This is a genomic window from Nocardioides bruguierae (genome assembly GCF_023656415.1).
Lineage (GTDB): Bacteria > Actinomycetota > Actinomycetes > Propionibacteriales > Nocardioidaceae > Nocardioides > Nocardioides bruguierae.
In genome coordinates this window covers 1-13,765 of record NZ_JAMOIL010000016.1, presented here as the reverse complement: position 1 = coordinate 13,765, position 13,765 = coordinate 1, and the positions used below count along the sequence as shown (strand labels likewise).

The following is a 13,765-nucleotide window of genomic DNA, read 5'->3' as shown; positions in this document are numbered from 1 at the left end:
AGGGTCATCACCGAGACGAGGGGCGACCCCCTCCACCACCGAGGGGCGGCCCCGGGGCCCGGGCCGGAGGTCCTCGGGGTCGAGGACGGTGCCGGACCAGGGTCGTCCCCGATGGTGGTGGGGTCGCCGGCGCTGGAGAGTGGAGCCATGGACACCACCAGCCCCGACGCCCCGGGCAGCGACGCCCGCGGCGAGTCCGCGCCCGGCCCGGCCACCCCCGGCCCGGCCGCCCCTGGCCCGGGCCCGCAGGACGGCGGACCGCGCGTCACCGGCGCCCAGGTCCGCGACCTGCGCCGCCTGCGCCGCTCCACCTCCGACAAGACCGTCGCCGGCGTGGCCGGCGGACTGGCCCGCCACCTCGACGTCGACCCGGTCATCCTCCGCGTCGGGTTCGTCGTGCTCGCGTTCTTCGGCGGTGCCGGGCTTCTGCTGTACCTGGCCGGCTGGCTGCTGCTGCCCACCGACGACGGCCGTCCCGCGACCCTGCGGCTGGACGACCGGAGCCGCACCGTGGCGCTCACCCTGGCCCTCGCCGTGGCCGCGCTGGCCCTCGTGGCCGACCTGGTCGACACGAGCCTCGGGGTCTTCGACGTCCCCTGGGGCCTGGTGCTGCTCGCCGCCCTGGTGGTGTGGCTGGTGACCCGCCGCTCGGGGGACCAGCCCCCGCAGAACTCGCCGTACCACCAGTCCTCGCACCCCCAGCCCTCGCACCCCCAGGCGGGCCCTCAGCAGCCCGGGACGGCGTACGCCGTCGGGACGACGGGCCCCGCGACGGGCCCCGCGACGGGCCCCGCGACCGGGCCGGTGACCTCGCCCGCGGCCGAGGGCGCGGCCTACCGCCCCTTCCAGCCGCCCCTGCCCCCGCGGGACCCGCGCAAGCGCGGCCCGCTGCTCTTCGGCCCCACCCTGGCGCTGCTGCTGCTCGCCTGGGGCGTCCTCGGTGTCGTGGACGTCGCCGGCCTCGACGTGCCGGGCTCGGCGTACCCGGCCCTCGGCGTGGTCGTGGCGGCCGTGGTGCTCCTCGTGGGTGCCTTCTGGGGTCGGGCGGGCGGCGTCATCGCCCTGGGCCTGCTGCTCGCCGTCGCGACGCTGGTCAGCGGCGCGGTCGAGCGGATCGAGGCGCCCCGCACCGCGGTCGCCCCGGTCGCGGCCACCGAGCTCGGTGACTCCTACTCCCAGGACCTCGGCCAGATGGAGGTCGACCTCACGGGCCTCTCCGCGGACGAGCTGGCCGGGCTCGACGGTCGCACCCTGGACCTCGAGCTGGGCGTCGGCGAGCTGCTCGTCGTCGTCCCCGAGGGCCTGGCCGTCGACGTGACGGGCGCCGTCAACGGCGCCGGCGAGCTCGACCTGCTCGGCGTCACCTACGACGGCATCAACACCGAAGGATCGCTGACCCGCCGGGTCTACGACCCCGAGGGCGACGGCACGGCCGCGTCCGTGCCGGTCTCCCGCCCCGTCCTCTCCCCCGCCCCCGAGGCCCCGCTGCTCACGATCGACGCGAGCGTCGAGCTGGGCCGGATCGAGGTGACCACCCGATGAGCACGCACCCCGCCCCCGACCTGCGCGAGCCGCAGGAGCCCACCGGCGGCACCCATCCCGTCAACGTCACGCACCTGGTCATGGGCCTCGTGCTCCTCGGCCTCGCCGCCACCTGGGCCCTCGTCCAGGCCGACGTCGTCGAGCGCGGCGACCTGCGCTGGCTGCTGCCCCTGCCGTGGGTCCTGGCCGGCGTGGCCGGTCTCCTCACCGCCGTGCTCGGCGGACGACGGCGGCGCGAGCGCGCCGAGGAGGCCCACCGCGAGGCCTACCGCCACTGGCTCGAGGAGGAGGACCTCCGCCACCGCCGGCAGGCGTGGGAGGAGTACCAGGCCCAGCAGCCCACCCAGCAGCCCGCCGCCCCCGACGAGACCCGCCCGCTGAGCGCCTGGGACCACCCGGACGAGGCGCCGCCGGGCACCACCGACGAGACCACCGATGAGACAGGAGAAGGACGATGAGGAAGCTGTACCGCTCGCAGGAGGACAAGATCGCCGGAGGCGTCTGCGGCGGCCTGGCCGAGCACCTGGACGTGGACGCCAACCTGGTACGCCTGGCCGTCGTGGCCGGCACCGTGCTCGGCGCCGGCGTCCTCGTCGTGGTCTACGTGGCCGCCTGGCTGCTGGTGCCGCAGGCCCCCGCCACCCTCGGCTGGGCCGGGGCCACCGGCACCCCGCCGGCCCCGGCCGCCACGGAGAAGTCGGGGCAGTCCGGGCAGCCCGTCGCTGCCGGCGCTCAGCCCGCCAACGACTCCTGAACGTCGGCGTCCCGGGCCGCGAGGCACACGTCCGGGGCGTCGGTGATGAGGGCGTCGACGCCGTACTCCAGCAGCCGCTGCGCGTAGCCGGCCAGGTCACCCTGGCCGGCTGCGTCGTCCGGACGTCGGAAGGCGGCGGGCAGGAAGCGGTTCTCCGGGCGCAGCGTCCAGGTGTGGACCGTGAGCCACTCGCGGTGCGCGTGCCGCACGAAGTCGGTGGGGACGACGGCGGCGCTGCCGTCGGGGCCCACCACCTCGTCCACGAGCCAGGTGTGCCGGGGGCCGACGCCGTCGGCGTAGCGCTCGATCAGCGCGAGCCCGGCCGGGCTGCCCAGGTCGGCGAAGGTGCGGGGGTCCCCCGCCGCCTCCAGGTCGGCCGGGCGCAGGTGCGGCTCGTCCAGCAGCTGCACCAGCGGCACCCGGGTCAGCGGCGCGAGCCGCTGGAGGATCGTCGGCTCGAAGGACATGATCGTGACGCGCGAGCGGGCGTGGTCGAGCCCGAAGCGGGCCAGGGAGTCCAGCAGCGGCTCCTCGATGGGCAGCCCCCGGGAGGCGAAGTAGGCGGCGTCCTTGATCTCCAGCCGCACGCCCACCGTGCGGCCGCGGGCCGCGGTCTCCCGGGCGACGAGGCTGAGGACCTCGTCCAGGGTCGGGACGCCGAACGCCCCGTCGTGCTCGGCGGAGCCCGGGCGCACGTCCGCGAACCGCTCGACCGCCCCCAGCGTGCGGATCTCCGCCAGCGTCAGCTGGTCGGCGAACCAGGACTCCACCGGCTCCCCGTCGATCACCCGGACGCTGCGCCGGTCGGCCAGTGCGGGGCGGGAGGCGACGTCGGTGGAGAAGGCGAGGTCCGGCTCGTGCCGGGCGAGGAGGACACCGTCGGCACTGACCACCAGGTCGAGCTCGATGTCGTCGGCGCCCTGGGCGATGGCGAGCCGGTAGGACTCCAGCGTGTGCTCGGGCCGGTAGCCGCTCGCCCCACGGTGCCCGACAACGGCCGGGGTCACGGCGAGGGAACCGGTGCGGTGGAGCGGGTGACGCGCGCGGAGCTTCTCAGTCACGCCACCCAACGTGCGCGGGGACCCTGACAGCGCGACGACAGCGAGGTGAACGCGAGGTGAGAGGTGGACGGCGAGCGTGCGCGCTGCCTCACACGCCCCGCCGGCCGACATCTCCCTCACCGGGGCCTGCCTCACCGGCGCTCGCGCAGGATGGGGGCGTGACCGACCCGCTCGACGCCCTCCCCGCCCTCACCGACCACCCGGCCCTGCTGGCCCTCGACCCGGTGCCCGCCCTCGAGCGCCCCGACCTCCTGGCCGACCCCGTCACCGCCGCCCTGCGCGGGTGGGCGGACGCCGGCCGCGCGCTGGTCGTCGGCATCGACCCCGACCTCGCGGACACGGCGGCGCTCAACGCCGCCCTGGGCCTGCCGGACGCCGCCGGCGCGAACTGCGTGGTGGTCGCGGGGAGACGGGCCGGGGAGGAACGGGTCGCGGCGTGCGTGGTGCGCGCCGACACCCGGGCGGACGTCAACGGCGCGGTCAAGCGGCTGCTCGACGTGCGCAAGTGCTCGTTCCTGGCGCACGAGCGGGCGGTGGCGGAGTCCGGCATGGAGCACGGCGGCATCACCCCGCTCGGTCTGCCGTCCGGCTGGCCCGTGCTGGTCGACGCCGCCGTCGCGCAGGCGCCGCTGGTGGTGCTGGGCTCGGGCCTGCGGCGCTCGAAGGTGCTGCTCCCCGGCGACCTGGTGCGGACGCTGCCGGGCGCGCAGGAGGTCGAGGCGCTGGCGCGCCCGGTGGGCTGAGCGCCGCTCGCGGCTCTCCCGAGCGGGACCGTGACAGTGCTACTGTCACGGTCGCGGGTGACGCGCGCCACGTCGGGCGCGCCGGCCCCGCCTCGTCCGGCCACGGCGTCGGGCGACACCCAGTCCCACCCCCGGCCCCACCCGCCCAGCAAGTCACAGCGAGGTCACCCGTGAAGCTGTCCATGCCCCTCATGTACGCCGGCAACCCGCGCGAGGCGGCCGACCAGGTCGCCGCGCTGGAGAAGGCAGGCCTCGACACCGTGTGGGTGGCCGAGGCGTACGGCTTCGACTCCCCCACGCTGATGGGCTACCTGGCCGCCAAGACCGACACGATCGAGATCGCCTCGGGCATCCTCAACGTCTACTCCCGCACCCCGGGCGCCCTGCTGCAGACGGCCGCCGGCCTGGACAACGTCTCCGGCGGGCGCGCCGTGCTCGGTCTGGGCGCCAGCGGCCCGCAGGTCATCGAGGGCTTCCACGGGATGCCCTACGACAAGCCGCTGGGCCGCACCCGCGAGGTGATCCGCCTCGTGCGCTCGGGGCTGCGCCGCGAGCCGCTGACCAGCGAGGGCATCTTCAGCCTGCCGCTGCCGGCCGACCAGGGCCTGGGGCTGGGCAAGCCGCTGAAGATCCTCACCCGGCCCGAGCGCGACACGATCCCGATCTACGTCGCCGCGCTGGGCGAGAAGAACGTCGCGATGACCGCCGAGGTCGCCGACGGCTGGCTGCCCTTCCTCTTCCTGCCCGAGAAGGCGGACGAGGTCTGGGGCGCCGCCCTCGCGAAGGGCGCCGCCAAGCGGGACGCCTCGCTGGCCCCGCTGGAGATCAGCACCGGCGGCATGGTCTGCATCGGCGACGACGTGCAGCCCATGCTCGACCTCGCCCGCCCCATGTACGCGCTCTACGTCGGCGGCATGGGCGCGCGGGGCAAGAACTTCTACTTCGACCTCGCCTGCTCCTACGGCTTCGAGGAGGAGGCCACCAAGATCCAGGAGCTGTACCTGGCCGGGCACAAGAAGGACGCCGAGGCAGCCGTGCCGACCGCCTGGCTGGAGGCCGGCAACCTCGTCGGCCCCGAGGGCTACGTGAAGGACCGGATCGAGGCGTTCCGCGCCGCCGGCGTCACCAACCTCCAGGTCATGCCGGCCACGCAGGACCCGGCCGCGACCATCGCCCAGCTCAAGGAGTGGGTGGCCTGAGCGGCACCCCTCCAGCACGACTCCCAGCACGACTCCGGACGGCGACGAGGGCCGGGCCGGCAGGTCTCCCTGCCGACCCGGCCCTCGTCGTCCTGCCCGCCCTCGGGCTCGTGCCGGGGACCGGTGCGCGTCGCTAGCCGCGCCCGGAGCTGGTCCGTGCCTTGCGGGAGACCGAGTCGATGGCCACCGCCAGCAGCAGCACGGCGCCGGTGACGATGAAGCGGACCGAGGAGTCCACGTTCATCAGGTTCAGCCCCGACTGGATCGACTGGAGCACGACGATGCCGAGCATCGCCGACCAGGCCGAGCCGCGGCCGCCGAAGAGGCTGGTGCCACCGATGACCGCCGCCGCGATGGCGGTGAGGTTGGTGTCGGTGGTGCCGGAGCTCTGCGAGACGCTCGTGAGCTGGCCCGCGATCAGGATGCCGCCGAGCGCCGCGAAGGTGGAGCAGAGCGCGAACACGGAGACGTAGATCGCCGGCACCCGGATGCCGGAGCGACGGGCCGCCTCCTCGTTGCCGCCCACGGCGAACACGTGCCGGCCCCAGGTGGTGCGCCGCAGCGCGAGGTCCACGAGGAAGACCAGCAGCGCGAAGAGCACCGGCAGGTACGACCAGCCGCGGTCGATGCCGAGGTAGTAGGTGAGGTAGCCCAGCCCCACGAGGAGCAGGCCGGCCTTCACCAGCACCAGGGGCAGGGACGGCGGGGTGAGGCCCGCGGCCCGCCGACGCCGGATGGTCAGCAGGTTGCTGACCACGTAGGCCACCACGATCACCACGAGCAGGACGTAGGCCTGCCCGTCGGAGAGGAACTTCTCGCGGGCGAAGCTGCGCAGCGCCGAGTCCTGCGGGAGCACCACGGTGCCCTTGTCCCCCAGGACGAACAGCAGCGCGCCCTGGAAGGCGAGCAGGCCGGCCAGCGAGAACACGAAGCTCGGCACGCCGATCCACGTGTACAGCAGCGCGTAGAGGCAGCCGATCGCGGTGCCGACGAGGATGCCGACGAGCAGCGCCGGCAGCAGGTCCCAGCCACGGGAGTCCATCAGGACGGCCATGGAGGCGGCCGCGAAGCCGGAGACGGAGCCCACCGAGAGGTCGATCTCGCCCAGCAGCAGGACCAGCACGATGCCCAGCGAGATGACGCCCACGGGGGCGGCGAACTGGGTGATCGACACCAGGTTGCGCGAGGAGAGGAACGTCGGCTCGTTGAGCTGGAAGACGATCGCGATCACGATCAGGCCCACGATCACCGGGAGCATGCCCAGCTCGCCACCGCGCACGCGGTTGACGAAGCCGGACAGGACGCCCCCGATGCCCTGGCTCTGGATCAGCCGCTCGTCGGAGGCGTCCGCGGCCACGGACGAGGCGGTGGGCTCGGTCGGTGCCTGGCTCATGCCGGGCCTCCCTTCGAACCGTCGGCGGCGCCGGTGCGCGCCGCGCGAGCGGTGACGACGTTGTCCGAGGCGCCCGTGATGGCCGCGACCAGCTCGGCGGTGCTCGTCTCCTTGGTGACGAACTCCGCGGCGTTGCGGCCCAGCCGCAGCACCGCGATGCGGTCCGAGACGGCCTGGACGTCGGCCATGTTGTGGCTGATGAGGATGACCCCGAGACCGTTCTCGCGCAGCCGCTCGACGAGGTTGAGCACCTCGGCGGTCTGGGCCACGCCCAGGGCCGCGGTCGGCTCGTCCAGCATGACCACCTTGGGGTTGCCGATGAGCGAGCGGGCGATCGCGACCGTCTGGCGCTGACCGCCCGAGAGCCCGGCGATCGGGATGCGCACCGAGGGGATCTTGGCGGAGAGGGTGCGCAGCAGGCGCCACGACTCCTTCTCCATCTCGACCTCGTCGATGAGACCGCCGCGGCGCTTCTCCTGACCGAGGAACAGGTTGGCCACCACGTCCAGGTTGTCGCACAGGGCGAGGTCCTGGAAGACGGTGGCGATGCCCAGGGCCTGCGCCTCGCTCGGGCCACCCACGGTGACCTTGCGGCCGGCGAAGGTGATGTCGCCCTCGTCGGGCTGGTAGACGCCGGAGATGACCTTGACGAGGGTCGACTTGCCCGCGCCGTTGTCGCCCACCAGCGCGACGACCTCGCCGGCCGCCACGTCCAGGTGGACGTCCGTCAGCGCCTGGACGGCGCCGAACCTCTTGTTGATGCCGGTGAGGGAGAGCACGCTCTCCCTCACCGGCGCAGCAGCGGTGGTCATCAGGAGATGCCAGCCGCCTCACACGCGGCGGCGTAGTCGCCGGTGCAGATGTCGGAGGCGGAGTAGAAGCCGTCGGCGATGATCGTGTCGGCCACGTTGTCCTGGGTCACCGCGATGGGCGTGAAGATGAACGACGCCACGTCGTTGTAGGTCGACTGGTCGACCCCGGTGTCGGTGGTGTCCGGGACGTCCTCGCCGGTGGCCAGGTCGACCGCGATCTCGGCGGCGGTCTCCGCCTCGATCGGGATCGGCTTGTAGATGGTCATGGCCTGCTCGCCCGCGAGGATGCGCTGGATCGCGGCGATCTCGGCGTCCTGGCCGGTGATCGGGGGCAGCGCGTCGCGCGCCACGCCCGAGCCGGTGAAGGCCGCGACGACGCCGCCGGCCTGGCCGTCGTTGGCGGCGTAGACGCCGGCGACCTCGGAGGGGTCGTACTTGCTCAGCTGGTCGGTGGTCCACTGCTGGGCGTTCTCGGGGCTCCAGTCGGGGTTGTCGTACTCCTCGAGGATGGTCACCCCCGAGGTGGAGTCGAGCACCGAGTGGGCGCCGGCCTTGAACTGCGCGGCGTTCGGGTCGGACGGGGCACCGTTGAGCATGAGGATGTCGCCGGAACCGCCCATGGCGTCGACGAGGGCCTCGGCCTGCATCTTGCCGACGGTCTCGTTGTCGAAGGACATGTAGTAGTCCGCGCCCTCGATGAACCGGTCGTAGGCGATGACCGGGACGTCCTGGCCCTGGGCCTCGGAGACCATCCCGGTGGCACCGGCGCCGTTGACGGGGTCGAGCACGATCACGGAGGCGCCGGCGTTCAGCGCGGTGGTGAGCTGCTGCTGCTGCTTCGACTCGTCCTGGTCGGCGTTGTAGTAGTCGACGGTGCAGTCGGAGCAGAGGTCGGCCACGGCCGCCTCGAAGAGCGGCTTGTCGAAGGCCTCGTAGCGAGTGGTCTTCGACTCGGGCAGCAGGAGCGCGATGGTGGCGCCGGACGCCGAGTCGGAGCCGGAGCCCGAGTCGGTGGTGGCCTCGTTGGCGCCGCAGGCGGCGAAGGTGCTGGCGCCGAGCGCCACGGTCGCCCCGATGAGGGCGAGACGGGAAAGACGACTGGTCAAGGCAGAGAACTCCTTCGTGTGACGGGCACCACGACCCGGCGCCCAGGAGGAGTGTTGGCCGTCACATCGATATTCGTCAAGACGTGAACGCATAACGACCTCGTTACCGCTCTCTCGGCGACTAACGTTCAGGTGTTGAACGTTGCGGCTTGCTTGAAGGAGAGACGTGCGTCACAGTTCGCTCATGGTTCAGGCTCCTGGTTCCCCGTCCTCCCTGCGGACGGCGAACCGACGTCGCGTGCTCGACGTCCTGCGTCGGCTGGCGGTGGACGACGACGCGGTCGCGGACGGCAGCGCGTCCGCCGAGGACGCACCGGTGCCGCCCACTGCCTTCTCCCAGGCGAGCCTGGCCCGCGAGACCGGGCTGGCGCCGGCGACGGTCTCCAACATCGTCCGCGACCTCACCGCCGCCGGCGTGCTGGAGACCCTGGCCGGCGGTGGGCGTCGCGGGTCCGTCGTCCGTCTCTCCCCCACGGCCGGGTACGTGGCCGGGGTCGACTTCGGCCACGAGCACGTGGCCGTCGCGGTCGGCGACCTCTCCGGGAGGCTCCTGGTCTCCGAGCGGGTGGCCCTCGCGCCCGAGCCCGACCACGGCCGCGCGCTCGCGGCGGCGCGGTCGACGCTGGAGGCGCTGCTCGGCCAGGTGCCGCAGGCCCCGCTGCGCCACGTCACGCTGGGCCTGGCCGCGCCCATCCAGGGCCAGAGCGTCGGGTCGGCCAACATCTTCCCGGGCTGGGAGGGCGTGGACGCGCTCGCGGCCGCCCGGGCGGCGTTCTCGGTGCCCGTGACCCTGGAGAACGACGCCAACCTGGGCGCGCTCGCCGAGCACCGGCTCGGGGTCGCCCGAGGGCTGCACAGCTCGTTCTTCGTCAAGATCAGCCACGGCGTCGGCGGCGGGCTGATCGTCGCCGACCAGCTCTTCCGCGGCGCCAGCGGCAGCGCCGGCGAGATCGGCCACCTCACGCTGGACGAGCAGGGCCCGCTGTGCCGCTGCGGCAGCCGCGGCTGCCTGGAGGCCTACGCCTCGATCCAGACCGTCCAGCAGATGATGGCCGGCCAGCTCCCGGACGCCGGGTTCCCCCAGATCGTCAGCGCCGCCGAGGAGGGCTCGGTCGCCGCCCGACGCGCGATCGAGGACGCCGGCCTGCACCTCGGCTGGGCCCTGGCGAGCATCGTCAACCTCTTCAACCCCGCCATCGTGGTGATCGGCGGGCGCATGGGGCAGGCCGGCGAGCTGGTCCTGGAGAGCGCGCGGATCGGCCTGCGTCGGCACGCGCTGGACGCCGTCGCGCTCACCCCCGTCGCCGTCGGGTCGCTCGGCGAGCGCGCCAGCCTGCTGGGCAGCCTGCTGGTGGCGGCCGAGCAGGTGGACCTGGCCGAGGTGGTCTGAGGCTCCCGGGTCCGGCCCGGGTCCGGCCCGACGATCAGGCCCAGCGATCAGGCCCAGCGATCAAGCCCAGGGCTCCACGGCGGCCTTGAGCGCGAGGTAGGCCTCCCGGACGGCGGGGGTCGGCTCTGCCTCGAGCACCTGCAGCCCGGGCATCGGCCACGACGGCGGCTCGTCCGCGCCCGACAGCGCCCAGGCGGCCTGGCGCGCGGCGCCGAGGGCCACGTACTCCCCCGGCGGCGGCAGCTCGACCGGGCGACCGAGGACGGCGGGGAGGATCTGCTGCAGCGCGGGGCTGCGCGTGGCACCGCCAACGAGCAGCACCCTGCCGGCGTCCTGACCGCTCAGGGCCGACAGCTGCTCGACGCCGTCCGCGAGGCTGCAGGCGAGCGCCTCGAAGGCGGCGCGTGCCAGGTCGGCGCGGGTGGTGGTGGAGCGCAGGCCCGTCCACGTCCCGACGGCGTCGGGGCGGTTCGGTGAGCGCTCACCGCCGTAGTAGGGCGAGAGCACGACGCCGTTCGCCCCCGGCGGGGCCTGGAGCGCGAGGTCGGCCAGCGCGTGCACGTCGACCCCCAGCCAGACGGCCTGGAGGTCGAGGATGCGCGCGGCGTTGATCGTGGTGACCATCGGCAGGAAGCCACCGGCCGCGTCGGCGAAGCCGGTCACGGTGCCGGTGGGGTCGGCGATCGGGGAGGAGCTGATCGTCGAGGCCACGCCGGAGGTGCCGACGGAGAGCAGCACGTCGCCGGTGGCCAGCGACAGCCCGAGCGCCGCACCGGCGTTGTCCCCGGTACCGGCGGCCAGCACCTGCCCGGCGGCGGTGCGACCGGCCACCTGGCCGGGCCCGACGACCCGGGGCAGGGCGACCTCGTGGCCCAGCGCGGCAGCGGCCAGGTCCGGGCGCCAGCGGCCCTCGGCGGTGGCGAAGTAGCCGGTGCCCGAGGCGTCGCCGGCGTCGGTGAACGGCTCGGTGCCGGACGCGGCCAGGTGCGCGGAGAGGTAGTCGTGCGGCAGCAGCACCGAGGCGGTGCGCGCGGCGTTCTCGGGCTCGTGGTCGCGCATCCAGCGCAGCTTCGAGGCGGTGATCGAGGCGACCATCACCGAGCCGGTGACCTGCGCGCACGCCGCGGGGCCGCCCATCTCGGCGATCAGGTCCACCGCGGACGAGGCGGAGCGGGTGTCGTTCCACAGCAGCGCGTCGCGCACCGGCTCGCCGGCGGCGTCCAGCGCCACCATGCCGTGCTGCTGCCCCGCCACCGCCACGGCCTCGGCGCGCTCGAGCAGCCCGGCGGAGGCCTCGTCGAAGGCGGCCAGCCAGGCCCGCGGGTCCACCTCGGTGCCCGGGGGGTGCGGTGCCGACCGCTGCTCGAGCACGGTGCCGTCGTCCGCGTCGACGAGGACGACCTTGGTCGACTGGGTGCTGGAGTCGACTCCCATCACGATGGCCACGCGCGCCAGTCAACCCGGCGGTGTGACCTCGGTCAACGTGAGGTCGAGGCGGGCGCGTGATGTCGGCCACCCGCACACCGACCATGCCCGAACGGGCGCTCGCGGGCGCTTGGGTGGCACCGCGACGATGGGGCGCATGCCGGATCTCGTCGACGCCCTGGTCGCCGCTCTCGTCTTCGCCCTCCTCGGGCTCGCCGTCATCATCGGCGCCCGGGTCGTGCTCACGGTCGCCGGGAGGAGGTGGAAGCCCGCCACCTGGGTCGCCGACGCGTGCCGCAAGCCGTTCCGGGTCATGGTCGTGGTGCTGAGCGTGACCGGGTGGGTGCACTCGATCACCCCGCGCGACGACTCGGACTGGTGGTGGACCTTCGCCCAGCTGGCGCTGCGGATCGTCTCGATCGGCGTCGGCGCCTGGCTGCTGACCAGCGTGCTGCTCTTCCTCGAGGACCTCACGCTCGGCCGGGCCCGCACGGACGTGAAGGACAACCGGGTGGCCCGCCGCGTCCGCACCCAGATCCTGTTGATCCGTCGCCTCACCGTCGCGGTGGTGGTGATCATCGCGGTCGGCGCGATCCTGCTCAGCTTCCCGGGCGTTCGCGCGCTGGGGGCCTCGGTGCTGGCCTCGGCCGGCCTCATCTCGGTGGTCGCGGCCCTGGCCGCGCAGTCGACGCTGGCCAACGTCTTCGCCGGCATCCAGCTCGCCTTCAACGACGCGATCAAGGTCGACGACGCGGTGATCGTGGAGAACGAGTGGGGCTGGATCGAGGAGATCACGCTCTCCTACGTGGTCGTGCGGATCTGGGACGAGCGGCGGCTGATCCTGCCGTCCACCTACTTCATCTCCAACCCGTTCCAGAACTGGACCAGGAAGTCCTCGGAGCTCATGGGCACCGTCGAGTTCGACCTCGACTGGCGCGTCGACACCCTGGGCATGCGCGAGGCGCTGACCCCGCTCCTGGAGGACGCCGGGGCGATGTGGGACGGCCGCGTCGGCCACTTCCAGATCACCGACGCCGTCGGCGGCTGGGTGCACGTGCGCATCCTCGTCACCGCGGTGGACGCGCCGACGCTCTACGACCTGCGCTGCCACGTGCGTGAGGGGCTGATCCGCTGGGTGCGCGAGCACAACCCGGAGGGCCTGCCGACCCAGCGCGTGATGCTCACTCCCCCGGGTGTCGGCGAGCCGCCGGCGTCACACCAGGCCTGACCGCGTCCGCCTGGTGACAACACCTCTGACCTGGTCGTATCCAGGCGGCGGGCACGCCAAACCCTGCTCCCGGGTGTGCCCGCCGGGGTGAGTGGAGGGGCCCGTTCGCGGCCCTAGTGTCGGAGCCATGAGCACCGGACCGCACGACATCGAGGAGACCTACGAGGGTCACTCCGTCGAGGAGAGCGACCAGCTGCCCACCGAGGACACGCTGGCCGACGACGACGTCGCCGACGCCCTCGACCGCGGGTACTCGCCGCCGGAGAAGTACTCCACGGCGCAGGACCACGGCACGACCGCCTACGAGGAGGCCACCGGGGAGACCCTCGACCAGCGCGTCGAGCAGGAGGTCCCCGAGCCCGACCCGTACGCCGAGACGACCGAGATCTCCGAGACGGAGCACCTCGCCGACGGCGAGGTGGGCGACGAGAGCGCCGGGCGCCTGGTGGCGCCCGACGAGGGCCTGGCCGCCGACACCGAGAAGGACCTCGTCGGCGACGACGTGGGCATCGACGGCGCCGCCGCGTCCGCCGAGGAGGCGGCCGTGCACGTGGTCGAGCAGGACTAGCGCTCGACCCACCCATCGTGACGCGAGGCTGAGGGGAGCCCTCGCGCATCGCGGAGCGCCTGCCACGCGGGCGACTCCGCACCCCCGGGGACAGGGAGCTCCCGGGAACCGAAAGGAGCAGTCATGCTGGCATTCATCCTCTGGATCCTCGCCGTGATCCTCGTGGTCGCAGGCATCGTCAACTTCTTCAGGGGCCAGATCCTCTGGGGCGTGGTGCTCGTCATCGTCGGCCTCCTGGTCGGCCCGGGCGGTGTCTCGCTCTTCACGTGACCTGCCCGCGTGCGGCGCCCGATGCCGCACGCGGGAGACAGAACGCCGGTGTGCCACCGTCGTCCGCGACGAGGCCCCGGACGCTGTGCAGCGTCCGGGGCCTCGTGGTGTCCGGGGCGTGCTCGGGGCAACTCCGCGCCTCCTAGGTGTGATGCCCAGGCACGTTGGTCGAGATCGTGTGACGACACGGTCTGAGGTGTAGGTGGACGAAGGCCTCCCGGGTGTGGAGTGGAGCTGTCTAGGAACCGCTCCGCCACCAAGGAGGCCTTCGTGT

Annotated in this window: 14 protein-coding genes; 9 read left to right on the top strand and 5 right to left on the bottom strand. The window is 73.6% G+C overall.

The window, feature by feature from the left end; genetic code table 11:
* Positions 1-147 precede the first annotated feature (147 nt).
* Genes M8330_RS13090 through M8330_RS13080 form a run of 3 tightly spaced genes read left to right on the top strand, consistent with a single transcriptional unit; the run spans position 148 to position 2,296 of the window.
* A complete protein-coding gene (locus M8330_RS13090) occupies positions 148-1,542 on the top strand; it encodes a PspC domain-containing protein (RefSeq protein WP_250827697.1) in 1,395 nt (464 codons plus the stop codon).
* On the top strand, positions 1,539-2,000 hold the full coding sequence (locus tag M8330_RS13085) for a hypothetical protein (protein WP_250827696.1): 462 nt from the start codon (positions 1,539-1,541) through the stop codon (positions 1,998-2,000). Before M8330_RS13090 ends, M8330_RS13085 begins: the two co-directional genes overlap by 4 nt.
* Entirely contained in the window at positions 1,997-2,296 is a 300-nt protein-coding gene (locus M8330_RS13080) for a PspC domain-containing protein (RefSeq protein ID WP_250827695.1), read from the top strand. Before M8330_RS13085 ends, M8330_RS13080 begins: the two co-directional genes overlap by 4 nt.
* Here M8330_RS13080 and M8330_RS13075 read toward each other — a convergent pair.
* Positions 2,275-3,357 (bottom strand): glycerophosphodiester phosphodiesterase family protein, encoded by a 1,083-nt coding sequence (locus M8330_RS13075; RefSeq protein ID WP_250827694.1) that lies wholly within the window; start codon positions 3,355-3,357, stop codon positions 2,275-2,277. The two genes, M8330_RS13080 and M8330_RS13075, sit on opposite strands and share 22 nt — an antisense overlap.
* A gap of 158 nt (positions 3,358-3,515) precedes the next feature.
* Here M8330_RS13075 and M8330_RS13070 point away from each other — a divergent pair, with 158 nt between their 5' ends.
* The gene (locus M8330_RS13070; RefSeq protein ID WP_250827693.1) at positions 3,516-4,100 is read left to right on the top strand and encodes a YbaK/EbsC family protein; all 585 of its coding nucleotides are present in this window, start codon (positions 3,516-3,518) and stop codon (positions 4,098-4,100) included.
* 182 nt (positions 4,101-4,282) lie between these two features.
* The gene (locus tag M8330_RS13065) at positions 4,283-5,299 is read left to right on the top strand and encodes an LLM class F420-dependent oxidoreductase (RefSeq protein ID WP_250053241.1); all 1,017 of its coding nucleotides are present in this window, start codon (positions 4,283-4,285) and stop codon (positions 5,297-5,299) included.
* Positions 5,300-5,432: 133 nt separating this feature from the next.
* On the opposite strand, the gene M8330_RS13060 is transcribed toward M8330_RS13065, so the two are convergent.
* Genes M8330_RS13060 through M8330_RS13050 form a run of 3 tightly spaced genes read right to left on the bottom strand, consistent with a single transcriptional unit; the run spans position 5,433 to position 8,610 of the window.
* Positions 5,433-6,692, bottom strand: a complete 1,260-nt coding sequence (locus tag M8330_RS13060; RefSeq protein WP_250053239.1) for a sugar ABC transporter permease — start codon at positions 6,690-6,692, stop codon at positions 5,433-5,435.
* Positions 6,689-7,504 (bottom strand): ATP-binding cassette domain-containing protein, encoded by an 816-nt coding sequence (locus tag M8330_RS13055; protein WP_250053237.1) that lies wholly within the window; start codon positions 7,502-7,504, stop codon positions 6,689-6,691. Before M8330_RS13055 ends, M8330_RS13060 begins: the two co-directional genes overlap by 4 nt.
* Positions 7,504-8,610 (bottom strand): substrate-binding domain-containing protein, encoded by a 1,107-nt coding sequence (locus tag M8330_RS13050; RefSeq protein WP_250827692.1) that lies wholly within the window; start codon positions 8,608-8,610, stop codon positions 7,504-7,506. The genes M8330_RS13055 and M8330_RS13050 overlap by 1 nt, the downstream gene beginning before the upstream one ends.
* Before the next feature lie 184 nt (positions 8,611-8,794).
* Between M8330_RS13050 and M8330_RS13045 the strand changes: the two genes are divergently transcribed.
* Positions 8,795-10,000: an ROK family transcriptional regulator gene (locus M8330_RS13045; RefSeq protein ID WP_250053233.1), complete on the top strand. Its 1,206-nt coding sequence runs from the start codon at positions 8,795-8,797 to the stop codon at positions 9,998-10,000.
* A gap of 60 nt (positions 10,001-10,060) precedes the next feature.
* On the opposite strand, the gene xylB is transcribed toward M8330_RS13045, so the two are convergent.
* Complete coding sequence (gene xylB / locus M8330_RS13040) at positions 10,061-11,446, bottom strand: xylulokinase (protein WP_250827691.1); 1,386 nt, start codon at positions 11,444-11,446, stop codon at positions 10,061-10,063.
* A 136-nt stretch (positions 11,447-11,582) separates the two neighbouring features.
* Between xylB and M8330_RS13035 the strand changes: the two genes are divergently transcribed.
* The 3 genes from M8330_RS13035 (at position 11,583) to M8330_RS13025 (ending at position 13,491) form a co-directional block, all read left to right on the top strand.
* Positions 11,583-12,653, top strand: coding sequence for a mechanosensitive ion channel family protein (locus tag M8330_RS13035; protein WP_250827690.1), 1,071 nt, complete (start codon positions 11,583-11,585; stop codon positions 12,651-12,653).
* A 127-nt stretch (positions 12,654-12,780) separates the two neighbouring features.
* Entirely contained in the window at positions 12,781-13,221 is a 441-nt protein-coding gene (locus M8330_RS13030) for a DUF5709 domain-containing protein (RefSeq protein ID WP_250827689.1), read from the top strand.
* A gap of 123 nt (positions 13,222-13,344) precedes the next feature.
* The gene (locus tag M8330_RS13025) at positions 13,345-13,491 is read left to right on the top strand and encodes a GPGG-motif small membrane protein (RefSeq protein WP_250827688.1); all 147 of its coding nucleotides are present in this window, start codon (positions 13,345-13,347) and stop codon (positions 13,489-13,491) included.
* The last annotated feature ends 274 nt before the right edge of the window (positions 13,492-13,765 follow it).

Excerpts from the sequence above, each read along its gene's own strand:
- M8330_RS13090 (WP_250827697.1), top strand. The coding sequence starts at position 148 with ATGGACACCACCAGCCCCGACGCCCCGGGCAGCGACGCCCGCGGCGAG.
- M8330_RS13085 (WP_250827696.1), top strand. The coding sequence starts at position 1,539 with ATGAGCACGCACCCCGCCCCCGACCTGCGCGAGCCGCAGGAGCCCACC.
- M8330_RS13080 (WP_250827695.1), top strand. The coding sequence starts at position 1,997 with ATGAGGAAGCTGTACCGCTCGCAGGAGGACAAGATCGCCGGAGGCGTC.
- M8330_RS13065 (WP_250053241.1), top strand. The coding sequence starts at position 4,283 with ATGCCCCTCATGTACGCCGGCAACCCGCGCGAGGCGGCCGACCAGGTC.
- M8330_RS13060 (WP_250053239.1), bottom strand. The coding sequence starts at position 6,692 with ATGAGCCAGGCACCGACCGAGCCCACCGCCTCGTCCGTGGCCGCGGAC.
- M8330_RS13055 (WP_250053237.1), bottom strand. The coding sequence starts at position 7,504 with ATGACCACCGCTGCTGCGCCGGTGAGGGAGAGCGTGCTCTCCCTCACC.
- M8330_RS13045 (WP_250053233.1), top strand. The coding sequence starts at position 8,795 with ATGGTTCAGGCTCCTGGTTCCCCGTCCTCCCTGCGGACGGCGAACCGA.
- M8330_RS13035 (WP_250827690.1), top strand. The coding sequence starts at position 11,583 with ATGCCGGATCTCGTCGACGCCCTGGTCGCCGCTCTCGTCTTCGCCCTC.
- M8330_RS13030 (WP_250827689.1), top strand. The coding sequence starts at position 12,781 with ATGAGCACCGGACCGCACGACATCGAGGAGACCTACGAGGGTCACTCC.
- M8330_RS13025 (WP_250827688.1), top strand. The coding sequence starts at position 13,345 with ATGCTGGCATTCATCCTCTGGATCCTCGCCGTGATCCTCGTGGTCGCA.